This window comes from Paenibacillus sp. NRS-1781 (genome assembly GCF_050467745.1).
Classification (GTDB): domain Bacteria; phylum Bacillota; class Bacilli; order Paenibacillales; family Paenibacillaceae; genus Paenibacillus; species Paenibacillus terrae_A.
This window is the reverse complement of record NZ_JBITPI010000012.1, coordinates 1-12,798: the sequence shown is the minus strand read 5'-3', so window position 1 is coordinate 12,798 and position 12,798 is coordinate 1. Positions and strand designations below refer to the sequence as shown.

Below are 12,798 nucleotides of genomic sequence, written 5' to 3'. Positions count from 1 at the left end.
GGAGTCTTAGCTTAGAACGGCTGCCATCTCAGCTTAGAGGCTTGGGCATAGCGTTTTTCCACCTCAGGCCAGTTCACGACATGCCACCAGTCCTCAATGTATTTGTTGCGCTCGTTCTGATGCTTTAAGTAATAGGCATGCTCCCATACATCTATCGCCAGCAACGGAATGGACTCCCATTGAGTCAGGTTCTGGTGCTTTTCGGCCTGCAAAATTTCAAGCCGTCCTGCACGTGGACTCCACGTCAGGATAGCCCAGCCGCCGCCCTCGACCTTCTCGGCTGCTGAGCTGAATTGCTTCTTGAATGCCTCATAGCTGCCAAAGTCCTTTTTGATCTGCTCCGCCAGCGGCCCGCTTGGTGTTCCACCGCCTTGAGGACTCATAATTGTCCAGAAAAGAGTGTGCAGATAATGGCCTGCACCGTTAAACGCCAGCTCGCGTTCCCAATGCTTCACAAGGTCAAAATCACCCGTTTTCCGGGCTTCCTCCAGTTTTTTCTCCGCTTTGTTTAAATCATTCACATAGCTTAGATGATGCTTGTCATGGTGGATACGCATCGTTTTCTCATCAATGTACGGTTCAAGCGCATTATAGGGATAAGGAAGCGGCGGCAAACGATGTCCCCCGATAGGAACAGATCGGCCGGGGGAAGTTTTTTCCGTAGCCGAAGGCTCTGTCTGGCTGGACTGGACGCCTTTGTCTTTGTTCGCCCACGGTCCTTCCCACCTCGTGCCGTCTGTTTGCCCTGTCTGCCGCTCTCGCAGCGCATCCTCGGGGTAATCCTCACCCTCTGTCGCCACATGAAACAACGCAGTGGCCCGCGCAATGGAGCCGGGCTCCTGAAAGGGATTGGTCGAGATCAGGAAATACTGGCTCTCATATGCCGCATGCAACACAATTCCGGTGGATTTCGGCTGCTGTCGTAACGCATGGCTGTGCTCGGTCAGCAGACTGAGCTGCCGTACATACTCCTGTGACTGGCGGTTTGCGGTTTGCAGCAATTCGTCCAGACGATGATTCAGCTCTTGTGAGATAGGCTGTGAATCTGATGCCGATCCTGACCCCGATTCTCTCGATTGCCCGGCTTGTGCTTGTGCAGCAGCTGACGACCGCTCCCATTGACGATGCCACGCCTGATCTGCCGGATCAAGGGCGCTTCGCTGCTCTTCAAGCAGCTCTATAGCGGTGCGTTCCGTCTGCTCGAATACCGTCCTCCAGTCATCCAGCAGCCGCACGTAATCAGGCTCCAGCCCCTCTGTAGCGGACTTAATTACTTCCACATGCCAGCTTTCCTGCTGCTTCCAATGCCGGATTTCCTCCAGCACACGTAAGGGCAGGAAAGACCCGTAAGTACTCAGCATCGTTTTTACCTCCCGTATCCCACTATGGCTATCCGGGCTGGTCCCAAGAACCTGACCCGGATGCATACGTACCCAGTATATTCGCCGTCTCATCGGGAATATGTCTATAAACTCCCCGATCCGGCACGGACATGTAATGTGGGACAATGAATACATAGTTGGACGCAAAAAAGAAGCCTCGCTTCGACACGGGCTAAGTGTCCATAGACGGGCTTCTCCATATTAAAAGGAGTATGGCTTCTACAATAGAAGCGTTACTTCGTAGTCGTTTGTTTACTGGCATTAGCGATCATTTTCTTGTCCTCCAGCTCTTGTACACCGCTTAAAAACGTCGATACCCGCCGCAAATACTCACGTGGATGCTCTCTGAAAATAAGCTCATGCAGCCCTTTTTTGACAATCCATACACTGGAAAGCGGGTTGGTTTGATTGGCAGCGAGCTTTTCCGCAATCGGGTAAGGAGCCTTTTCATCCTGCGTCCCATGTACGAACATGATCGGGAACGGATAGTTTTCTGCTTTGACCTCTTGATATGGAATCTGATGCAGGCTGGTACCGTTCAAGACTGGAAACAGCAGCTCCAGAATTTCCAGAGACGGATGGCGAGGCAGATCAATTTGATTATGAATGTTATGGTACAGTGTATCCGGCTCCAGCAGGAAGGTGCTGTCCAAAATCATGGCGTCCACATCCTTGGTCTGCAAGCCCGCCTGAAGAGCAGTTCCTGCCCCCATCGAGAAGCCCCATACGATAATCTCCGAGGAACCGCGTTGCTTCGCAAGCTGGATCGCCCCGAGAAGCTGCTGGGATTCCGCTTTGCCTCCGGTTGCGACGGCTTTGTTATTTTGTGATGCGAATCCGTAATCGAACATGACAACGTTAAAATTCAAACGGTGGGCATAATGGGCCAGATCATACATCGGAATCCAGCTTTCTTCGCGGTTGGCCCCATAACCGTGGCTGAAAATAATCGTTTTCTTCGATTGATCTGCCGGGATATACCAGCCCTGCACCATCCGGCTGCCGTCCTTGGCGGGGAAGCTGACATCCTCGTAGGGCATTCCTTTGGCCTGCATCGGGTTCGAGTACAGTGGCGCGACAGCTGGATTCGTCAGTACCCATGCGATATAGGCGTGCAGGGTAATAAAGCAAAACAATAGAAAAAATACGACCGACAGCAGCAAGGCAATGACAACATGCTTGATCCGCAGCAGCCGGGGATTGATCAGTGGGGTGGACGGCTCCTGGACAGCATGCTGTAGCTGAGAGCTGCGCTGGGATGTCGAAATCATGTAAGAGCCTCCTTATATAAAAATGAACTTCGTTTCATATAATTCTAGGTACAATTTCACTTGAAAATGATAGTCTATGCCCGTATTGATACCTATTATCGTATGATGCGTGTTATCCAAAGTCAACGGCTGAACCGGAAAAGTAAAAATGATGCAAAGAATTGTCGATGTTTGTCCTCGTTCTGTAATATGGCTGTCACAAAAACATTGGTTTACAGTAGCCACGACTATTCTATATAATTTATGTAACCATGTTTCATGGTGTGAAACGAATATGGAACAAAGAGGAGCGGTTCACAATGGAAGACCGTAAATTAACCGTTCGCGCCGTGGAGCGTGCGCTTGATATACTGATGTGTTTTACCGGAGATTCCGATCTGGGCCTGACAGAGATTGCCTCCAAAATTGGTTTACATAAAAGTACCGTCCATCGGCTGCTGACCACGCTGGAGGATCGGGGCTTTGTCGTTCGGAATCCCGCAACGGAAAAATATCGGCTTGGCATCCGGATATGGGAGCTATCCACCCATCTGTCACAAAGCGACGAGCCGGCGATCCTGTTACAGCCAGCGATGGAAGGATTGCGTGACCGTCTGGGCGAAACGGTCAGCCTATACCTGCGCGATGGCAGCATGCGTATCCGCATTCAGGCCGTGCAGAGCAATCAGGCGATCCGTCGCGTTGCGCCAGTGGGTGCGCGCATGCCGCTGGCTGTAGGAGCCTCCAGCAAGGTACTGGCGGCCTTTATGCCGCCGCAGGAGCTGGAAGTCCTGCTAAGCGGGGACGAATGGCCGCCCTCGGTAGATCCGGAGGTTTATAAGGCTCAATTGCAGGATATTCGCGAGAAGGGCTATGCGACCAGCTATGAGGAACGTGAGCCGGGCGCTGCTGCTGTGGCTGCGCCTATCGTGAATCGGAAGGGACAGGTCGCTGCGGCCTTGTCTGTATCCGGTCCGGTCAGCCGACTAGCGCCCGAGACGCTGCATGATTTTGCACCGATTTTGATCGAGGCTGCCAAGGAAATGGGGCTTATGCTTCCATAATTTTTGGAAAAAGGGACCAGGGAAGGGTTGCCAAAGCCGCAAATTTGAAGTAGTCTGATGGGGATGGCGGGTTGTCCTATATAGCCGCCTCATACGAATAGAATTAACAGAGTTACTGGGGGAGCCTGTAATGCCGGGCTGAGATGGAATCGCACTAGATTCCGGACCCTTTGCACCTGATCTGGATCATACCAGCGTAGGGAAGTAATCGGCCATTGAAATGTATACGCAGCCGCTGTCTACGGCAACGCATCGGAGTATGTTTCCGCGTGCGTAGCCGTCTGGATAGCTGTTTCGTTAGATTAGCCGGTTCCCTGGGGAACCGGCTTTTTTGCATAGATCAGCCAGCCTGGGGTGGTTCGGATCGGTGTGTCATTTCATCGAAACGGGAGGATTGGACAATGAAACCGACAGAAACAGAGGGAACAGCAGGGAACGCAGTGGATGAACAGACCGGAGGGGTAAAGCCCTTTCCAGGGAGCCGCAAGGTGTATATTCAAGGCACGCGGCCGGGCATTGCCGTGCCGGAGCGTGAAATCGCGCTACATCCCACACATACGCCACAGGGCACGGAGCAGCATGAGCCGTTACGTGTGTACGATACGAGCGGTCCCATGACCGACGAAGCCTATCAGGTCGATATCCGTCAGGGCTTGCCTCCATTACGGCGAGCCTGGGCACTGGAACGGGGCGATGTGGAGGCTTACGAGGGGCGTGCCGTCAAGCCGGAGGATAACGGGCTGAAACCCGGCTCCAAACGGGAGACGGCTGAATTTCCCGGCGTCACCAACCGTCCGCTCCGTGCGCGGCAAGGGCGTACTGTAACGCAAATGCATTTCGCTCGGCAAGGGATCATTACGCCCGAAATGGAATTTGCGGCCATCCGCGAAGGGGTAGAGCCTGAGTTTGTGCGGCAGGAGTTGGCGGCAGGGCGAGCTATTTTGCCTTCAAATATCAATCACCCGGAAAGTGAGCCGATGGTGATTGGTCGTCATTTTCACGTGAAGATTAATGCGAACATTGGTAATTCTGCGGTTACGTCCTCCATCGAGGAGGAAGTGGAAAAAATGACCTGGGCTGTACGCTGGGGCTCGGATACGGTCATGGACCTGTCCACAGGCCGTAACATCCATACGACGCGTGAATGGATCATCCGTAACTCCCCTGTGCCGATTGGGACTGTACCGCTGTATCAGGCGCTTGAAAAGGTGAACGGCGAAGCAAAGGCGCTAACATGGGAGTTGTATCGTGACACGCTGATTGAGCAGGCGGAGCAGGGCGTGGACTATTTCACCATTCATGCGGGCGTGCTGCTGCGGTATATTCCGATGACGGCAAGCAGAATGACGGGAATTGTGTCCCGTGGAGGGTCGATTATGGCGGCTTGGTGTCTTGCGCACCATCGGGAGAACTTTTTGTACACGCATTTTGAAGAAATATGCAAAATCATGAAAGCCTACGATGTGTCCTTTTCCCTCGGAGACGGTCTACGTCCAGGCAGTATCTATGATGCGAATGATGAGGCACAGTTTGCTGAGCTGGATACGTTGGGCGAGTTAACGCAGATTGCCTGGAAGCATGATGTTCAGGTTATGATTGAAGGGCCGGGACATGTCCCGATGCACAAAATCAAGGAGAATGTGGACCTGCAAATGGAGATTTGCAAGGAAGCTCCCTTTTATACACTGGGACCGCTCACGACGGATATTGCGCCCGGCTACGATCATATTACCTCGGCGATTGGGGCGGCAATGATCGGTTGGTTCGGGACGTCCATGCTGTGCTATGTGACGCCGAAGGAGCATTTGGGCCTGCCGAACAAGGATGATGTTCGTGAAGGAGTCATTACGTACAAAATTGCGGCACATGCAGCCGATCTGGCCAAAGGCCATCCACGGGCGCAGCAGCGGGACGATGCTTTGTCCAAGGCACGCTTTGAATTCCGCTGGCGCGACCAGTTCAATCTTTCGCTCGACCCTGAGCGGGCCTTGTCCTACCATGATGAGACGCTGCCAGCAGAGGGAGCCAAGGAAGCACACTTTTGCTCAATGTGCGGTCCCAAGTTTTGCAGTATGCGTATCACGCAGGACATTCGCGCCTATGCGGCAGATAAGGGGCTGGACACCGAAGAAGCGGTAGCCGCCGGGATGCGTGAGAAGGCAGAGCAGTATCGGGATGCCGGGCAGTAAATCCTTAAACTTATAAACACATGAATAACAAAAGCCGTGGTTCTCTACAGATGATGTAGGGGCCACGGCTTTTTAGCTTATGTAAAGCGGGATCATCTAACCGGATAAACGGCTGCTTTATTTTTTACCCATTTTCTCATTCAAAATGTCCTGAAAGCTGAGCTTCTTCTCCGAGCTGTCTTCCTTCTTCTGCATACTCACTGCGTTGGCACGTTGGTATTGGTGATGAAAGGGCATCAAGGTGTGTACAGTTAAATTCATTGTATTCATGTAGGTAGTTCCTCCAATTCCATTTTGTCAAATTCAGATTGAGTTGCTTAGGACGTCTGTATAGGACTATTCGTATGTACTTGATGCCGTAATACCGGGTAGACTGCTTGGTAATGTTTCAATCATTATAAACGCATTTTTTCAAATTAAAACGCTTTTTACATAAAACAGGAAGATGGTCATATGTGTCCAAAATGAGGATTAGGTGTATGGTCATTCTGAGGGAAAATGTGCCTAGGTCCAGAACAAGGGCCAGAGGCCCGTTTTCTTAGTTTAGTAGTCGGGACCGTGTTTTTTTGTCGAAGATCCTTATATAAGTCAAAATGAAGTCAGTCTGGTGGCGAATTAAAGTGTCAAAGTTGTATTGACTTTATGTTTGGGAGTGGATACCATGAACTGGTTGTAAGCGTGTTTTAGCTACTAGGATCAGCCAATCCATCTGGCGATTCATCCTTTGAAATGTTTAAGAAAGGACCAGGACATATATGAAAAAAAGAATTGCAGACATCGCATTTATTATTCTGGGTGCGTTTTTTTTCGCGCTGGCTGTTAATCTGTTTGTTATCCCGAATGAGTTTGGCGAGGGGGGCGTTACAGGGGTCACGATTATTTTGTACTACCTGTTTCAGTGGTCCCCTTCGATCGTCAATCTGGCGATCAATGGCTTGCTGCTGATTGTCGGGTATAAATTTTTGGACAAGAGAACGACCCTGTACACCGTGATTGCAGTCGCTTTTAACTCGTTGTTTTTACATTTAACGGCCAACTGGCGGATTGATTCGCATGAGCCGACGATTAACGCCGTATTTGCCGGGGTTTTGGTGGGTATCGGGATTGGTTTGATCGTGCGAGTAGGCGGAACAACGGCGGGAACGGTCATTTTGGCCCGGATCGCCAACAAATATCTGGATTGGAACATCAGCTATGGCTTGCTGTTTTTTGATCTGATTGTTGCATTTTCGTCCTATTTTATTATTGGCCCGGAAAAGCTCATGCTGACCATTGTTATTTTGTACGTCGGTACGAAGGTTATGGATTTCATGATCGAAGGTCTGAACCCGAAGAAAGCGGTCATGATTATTTCGGAGCATCAAAAAAAAATTGCAGAAATGGTCATTACCCAAATGGATCGGGGAGTTACAGTCCTGTCAGGCCACGGGTACTACACGAAAAATCCGAAGGAAGTTCTGTATATTGTCATCAGCAAGCAAGAGGTGTCAGCGCTTAAAAAGATTGTGAAGGCTATCGACACAGCGGCGTTTATCACGATTCATGACGTGCGGGATGTGTTTGGCGAGGGCTTTTTGGATATTTCGAAGTAGTTGGCGTGCAATATATAGGAGAATACAGTTGAAAGTCGGTCCTGAGGAATCGGCTTTTTTGTTGTTGTGATGAATCTATCAATAATCGAATCTGAGTAGGTAGGTAATAACTTCTTTCCAGAAAGAAAACTATTTTTTGTAAATAATATTAGTAAATTGTGATTTTTTTCTCTATTTCTTTTGAAGAATATGTATTATTATTAGACAAAAATATATATTTTATTCAAATATATTCATTTTAATTCTTTTATTTTACATTTTATTGAGATGGTTGTTTTAATTTATCGAAATTTTTAAATATGAATGGAAAGAGGGGGCCTTACTTATGAGCTTGATTTCACCAAATACGTTAACTGTTCTAGGGACCTATAAGTGTACTGCTGCTTGTAAAGAGTGTTGTTTCGAATGTGGGCCACATTTAAAACAAAGAGTTCCATTAGAAGATATTATTGCATTTATCAAGGAAGGAAAAGAAGCTTTTGAAACTTTAAGAGGAGTAGTTTTTTCAGGTGGAGAATGTTTTCTGCTAGGTAATGATTTGGTTGAGGCCGTCAAGTGTGCAAGTTCTTTGGGACTTAATACAAGGTGTGTTAGTAATGGATATTGGGCTAGCACCACTCAGGCTGCCAAGAGAAGAATAGCGCCTCTTAGGAATGCAGGATTAAAGGAACTGAATTTTTCTACTGGCAACGACCATCAGGAGTTTGTTCCTTTTGATAATATTGTGAATGGTGCCATAGAAGCCGCTAAGTTTGGTATTAATGTCATAATTGTGGTAGAAGGATTTGAAAATTCGACTTTTAAATATGAAGATGCAGTTAATCATCCAGAACTCAAAGATTTCATGAGTCGTGATCAGCATAGATATAACATTCGGATTATTAACAATGTATGGGTTCCCTTTTTCAAAGAGAGGGAAATCGTTCCGCTTAATATAGCTAAGAGAAATTATAAATCAATGGATTCTTTTGAAGGATGCGATAATATCCTAACTAATTTGGCATTAACTCCAAATTCACAACTAGCAAGTTGTTGTGGCATAACGATGGAGCATATTAGAGAAATGAAAATTGGAGAATTTAAATCTGAAAGTTTGGAAGAACTTTATAATAAACAGTTTGAGGATTTTTTGAAATTATGGATATGGGTAGATGGACCGGAACGAATATATCATTTTGCAACTACAAAAGAACCAACATTAGGATTTGATGCTACTATAACTCATAACTGTCAAGCTTGTGCTGTTATTTATGGAAATGAATCTGTAAAGGAGGTGATTTCCAAATATTGGAGTGAAATAAAAGACGAAGTGTTATTCAGGTACTATGTAAAACGGAAGTATTATTTACAAGCAGTAAAAATATCTTAAAGGGAGAAATGAAAATGGGAAGTAAAAAAACAAGATTATACCAAAAGCCGTTAAGCGTATTAAATATTACAGAGGCACAACAAACAAACGAAGGCTTTAGATTGAGTTTTGAAGACCTTCAGCAGCCCACAAAATTGGAAGAATGTATTGAATCCATTATGAGTTCACAACAGGCACTTATGAAGTTTTTTAAAAATCCTAAAGCATATTTTGAAAAATTTAGCGTAGGCTATATTGATATTGACCGGGATAGAAATGATATTAGAAAGTTGCTCATATCTGCAGAACCTGAAATCGGCGATTCAATACTTAATCGCAATGCTGTTAAGTTTGTGGAGATACTGAAAAAAAATAAAATGCTCCCTGATAAATTCATTATCAAGGCAGAGGCAGATGCTGAGCCTCAAGCACTTGCTGCTGCTGTAGCTGTAACTCCAGCAGTTGTTTATACTTCGTTGGGGGTAGTAGCACAAGTAGGTGTAGCAGTAACGGCAGCTGCTGTTGTTGGCCTAGCACTCTGGACGGCTGTAAAAGTTGCGGGAGTAGCCTCTGAAAAATTTCAATCATTAAATTTTTCAAAAGAAACTCCATCAGTATTAGCAATGGCAGAGCTGCTGGCTGACTATGAATTTGCTGCGAAAGTAGACGAGGTGCTAATAAACAAGTTTAATGATGAGCTAAATGGACTATTTCCTAGATTGTCACAAAAGCTATCTCTTGATCCGATCCTGTAACAAGCTGATATTTAGATTTATTACAGTTTAATGTGTTGGTAAGAAGTATCTGGGGGCGTGGATAAAAGATGTTACTCTTATTGATTTTGTGGCTTCACTTCCATCCCCTTGTTTTACATTAAAGTGTTATAAATCTAAGTTCTTTGTTTGCCCTGTAGTTTTATATTTCCGGGAATACAGAAATATGAGTTTGTTAAAAAGTATCAGAGTAATATCCAATCATACTATACTCAAAGAATTTTATTGCATCTACTTCTAAAATCAACTGAAAATCAGATCGAAAGTGAGGTTGTTTTGAATGGAGAATAACTATGATTTTAAAAAAGAATTTAAAAAGCCGTGGATTCAGATTTCTATTTTATTTATTATGTTGCATTTCATAAATTCATTTATTTTATTGCCTTCAATGAACCCTCTAAAGCACCCTTTAGCTTTTTTTATTGTGTCATCAGGAGCGATGATTATCTCTTTTCTAATTGTTGTCTTGTACCCAAAATTCTCGAAACATAGAGAACAATTTTCTGAAAATAATTTGATTCCATATCGTAAAATATGTTCCAGTATGTTTGTTGTTCTAAATTTTATTTTTCTTTTTTTAATGTTACTGTATTCAAATGCTATTTACTTCAGTCCCTTAAATATAGTTTTACTAGTTTCGGCGATATCGCACTTAACAGTAGGTGTCACATTCACTAAATTAACACCTAACCGTTTAATTGGTTTGAAGTTCCCATGGCTGCTTTCGAATGAAAGTGCCTGGAAGAAAACGCATCGCATCTCTGCTTATATTTGGATAGCCTTTGGCTTAATAGGGGTGGCTCTAGGATTAGGACAACAAGTTAATGAATACATGGTGCTCGCTTCTTTTTTACCAACGGTGATCAGCTTGTTTATTTCTCTTCTGGTCAGAAATAAGTAGCTTCTACGGATACGAATATACAATTTTGACAGGGAAAACAATATTCAGAGGTGGGGATATGCAGGACATATTCAAGGCAATGGCTGATCCAACCCGTAGAGAAATTATTTCTATTCTTATTCAGCAAGACCTCACGGTAAAGGAGATTAATCAAAGGATAAATATTCCTGATTCCACGTTAAGCCACCATTTGGAAATTTTATATCGAAGTGGACTGGTCTCTAAAAGAAAATCTGGAACCTTTATCCTTTATTCTGCGAGTTTATCTGTACTTGAAGAGTTCATTGCATTTATCTCATTGAAATTTACTAAAACTTAACTTAGGGAAAGGGAAACTAAAATAGGGATCGCTCTAGGGTTAGGGCAACAAGTTAATGTATAGTGGTGCTTGTTTCTTTCTCTTATTATTAGTAGTAAATATAAAAAAATAATGATAGGGAGGGAAGTAACTTATGTCGTATATGAAGAAATATATTTACAAAAGAAAATTTCAGCTACTACAAGTCATTTTTTTATTGTTTCTTTCTGTGCTACTTTCTACACCTGGACCTTATTATATAAAGATTATAATGGATAAGGTTTTAATAGAGAAAAGAATTGATATTTTATTTCCACTTATTTGCTTCATCATTGTTGTTGCAATCTTGCAGGTATTATTGTCTATTACGCAGAGTTACTTTTCTTCAAGTTTTATTCAAAAAATGATGATTGATATGCGTGAAGATCTATATAGACATATTTATAGATTGGATTATATGACGTATATCCGAATACCAAGGGGGGAGTATTTAACCAGAATAACAAATGATATCGAGATTGTAGGACAAACATGTACAAGTGTTGTTCTAAATGTTCTAATAAACAGTTTAACCATAGTAATATATATTGGGGTAACAATGTATCTTAACTGGAAATTAACATTAATAGGGGTTATAACAATTCCTTTTTTTGTTATAACTATACAACTCCTTAGTCGGAAACTTCACGGTTTAAGTATGCAACTTCAAGAGAATAAGGCTGCAATTCTAACCAGTTTGGATGAAGATTTTGCAGGTATGAAACATATTAAGCTAAAACAAGGTTTTAAAGAAAGATATGGTGTATATTCATTACACATTAAAAATTATGCAAAGATTTTTATTAGAGTCACCGTATGGTCTAATTTTTTTACCTGCCTATCTTCTTTGATTGCATTGTTAGGACCCGTATCTATTTTAATTGCAGGTACGTATTTAGTTCATCAAGGTAAAATAACGATCGGTAGTTTGCTTGCCTTCTATGGATATATTGGCGCTCTTTATCAACCGGTAAGCCAAATTTCTACAATATTACCTCAACTGGAGGTTATGAAAGCTTCACTGGCTCGGATAAAAGAAGTATTGTTATTTCCTGTGAAGGAATACCCGGCTGGAGAAAAGGACTTACCCAATAAGAACTCGATTGTTTTTAGAGATGTAAGTTTCATAACCCAGGAAGGTAATCCCTTGCTAAATTGTATTTCTTTTAGAATAGATCAAGGGCAAACAATCCGCTTGGACGGGGCCAGTGGAGCTGGAAAAACGACAATATTGAATTTGTTGCTTGGTATAATAAGGCCAACAACAGGAAAAATTTTTTATGGGGACAGTGATCTAGGTACTTTTTCAACGAATCAGATTGCTAGACATTTTGCGTTTGTGTCACAGGACTTCTTTTTATTTAACGGCACAATAATGGAAAATATTATATTCGGTCTGGTAGATGTGGATACAGAGAAAGTGTATGAGGTGTGTGAAGGTTGTGGCCTGCATAATGAGATTATGGCTCTCCCCTCACAATACGATACTCTTGTTGGCCCTCATGGAATTTCGCTAAGTGGAGGACAAACCCAACGTTTAATGATAGTACGTGCGTTGTTACAGCATCCAGATGTCCTTATATTGGACGAAGCAACTTCAGAATTAGACTTGAAGAATGAAAGTCTTATTTTTCATAACTTACATCAGAATTATCCTGATACAATCATCATAATAGTAACTCACAAAGTCAATCATGAAATGAAAATATCAGCGGAATTTAATTTGGAAAACGGGAGAATTTCGCACATGAGCTCTACATTGTAAATCTTAGTTGCTAAAATTATTAGTTAGAATCACATCATGGTCTGTTGATTATTTAGATTATGGTTATTTAGAGATACTGAAAGAATAGGTAAGTAATTATAACCGTATTTAGTGACGTAATGAAATGGATTTTAGCTTTTTAAGGAGGACTTTCATGCGAAATAGATTAAATATTTACACGCCTGTTGAATAACCAA

The 12,798-nt window shown here is 43.8% G+C and carries 12 protein-coding genes and 1 riboswitch; of the genes, 8 read left to right on the top strand and 4 right to left on the bottom strand.

The annotated features are described in order from the left end of the window. Positions 1-11: 11 nt before the first annotated feature. The 3 genes from ACIFO6_RS03600 to ACIFO6_RS03590 all read right to left on the bottom strand — a co-directional run bounded on the left by ACIFO6_RS03600 (position 12) and on the right by ACIFO6_RS03590 (position 2,653). A complete protein-coding gene (locus ACIFO6_RS03600; protein WP_430038271.1) occupies positions 12-1,361 on the bottom strand; it encodes a Fe-Mn family superoxide dismutase in 1,350 nt (449 codons plus the stop codon). 28 nt (positions 1,362-1,389) lie between these two features. Further along, positions 1,390-1,551, bottom strand: a complete 162-nt coding sequence (locus tag ACIFO6_RS03595; protein ID WP_430038269.1) for a hypothetical protein — start codon at positions 1,549-1,551, stop codon at positions 1,390-1,392. Between the two features lie 64 nt (positions 1,552-1,615). Next, positions 1,616-2,653 (bottom strand): alpha/beta hydrolase, encoded by a 1,038-nt coding sequence (locus ACIFO6_RS03590; protein ID WP_430038267.1) that lies wholly within the window; start codon positions 2,651-2,653, stop codon positions 1,616-1,618. A gap of 299 nt (positions 2,654-2,952) precedes the next feature. Here ACIFO6_RS03590 and ACIFO6_RS03585 point away from each other — a divergent pair, with 299 nt between their 5' ends. Both ACIFO6_RS03585 and thiC read left to right on the top strand, forming a co-directional pair. Continuing rightward, positions 2,953-3,696, top strand: coding sequence for an IclR family transcriptional regulator (locus tag ACIFO6_RS03585; protein ID WP_430038265.1), 744 nt, complete (start codon positions 2,953-2,955; stop codon positions 3,694-3,696). Positions 3,697-3,803: 107 nt separating this feature from the next. Continuing rightward, a riboswitch (TPP riboswitch) is annotated at positions 3,804-3,916 on the top strand. A gap of 181 nt (positions 3,917-4,097) precedes the next feature. Further along, positions 4,098-5,885, top strand: a complete 1,788-nt coding sequence (gene thiC, locus ACIFO6_RS03580; RefSeq protein ID WP_430038263.1) for a phosphomethylpyrimidine synthase ThiC — start codon at positions 4,098-4,100, stop codon at positions 5,883-5,885. A gap of 117 nt (positions 5,886-6,002) precedes the next feature. Here the strand turns inward: thiC and ACIFO6_RS03575 are convergent, their stop codons facing one another. Next, the gene (locus ACIFO6_RS03575; RefSeq protein WP_010348453.1) at positions 6,003-6,155 is read right to left on the bottom strand and encodes a hypothetical protein; all 153 of its coding nucleotides are present in this window, start codon (positions 6,153-6,155) and stop codon (positions 6,003-6,005) included. A gap of 485 nt (positions 6,156-6,640) precedes the next feature. On the opposite strand from ACIFO6_RS03575, the gene ACIFO6_RS03570 reads away from it, so the two are divergent. The 6 genes from ACIFO6_RS03570 (at position 6,641) to ACIFO6_RS03545 (ending at position 12,601) form a co-directional block, all read left to right on the top strand. Next, the gene (locus ACIFO6_RS03570; RefSeq protein ID WP_430038261.1) at positions 6,641-7,477 is read left to right on the top strand and encodes a YitT family protein; all 837 of its coding nucleotides are present in this window, start codon (positions 6,641-6,643) and stop codon (positions 7,475-7,477) included. A 325-nt stretch (positions 7,478-7,802) separates the two neighbouring features. Continuing rightward, positions 7,803-8,846, top strand: coding sequence for a radical SAM protein (locus ACIFO6_RS03565; RefSeq protein ID WP_430038259.1), 1,044 nt, complete (start codon positions 7,803-7,805; stop codon positions 8,844-8,846). Positions 8,847-8,860: 14 nt separating this feature from the next. Then, positions 8,861-9,580 (top strand): hypothetical protein, encoded by a 720-nt coding sequence (locus ACIFO6_RS03560; protein ID WP_430038257.1) that lies wholly within the window; start codon positions 8,861-8,863, stop codon positions 9,578-9,580. 298 nt (positions 9,581-9,878) lie between these two features. Beyond that, positions 9,879-10,499 (top strand): SdpI family protein, encoded by a 621-nt coding sequence (locus ACIFO6_RS03555; protein ID WP_430038255.1) that lies wholly within the window; start codon positions 9,879-9,881, stop codon positions 10,497-10,499. Between the two features lie 25 nt (positions 10,500-10,524). Next, positions 10,525-10,818: an ArsR/SmtB family transcription factor gene (locus ACIFO6_RS03550; protein WP_430038253.1), complete on the top strand. Its 294-nt coding sequence runs from the start codon at positions 10,525-10,527 to the stop codon at positions 10,816-10,818. Positions 10,819-10,960: 142 nt separating this feature from the next. Continuing rightward, entirely contained in the window at positions 10,961-12,601 is a 1,641-nt protein-coding gene (locus ACIFO6_RS03545; RefSeq protein ID WP_430038251.1) for an ABC transporter ATP-binding protein, read from the top strand. Positions 12,602-12,798: the final 197 nt, after the last annotated feature.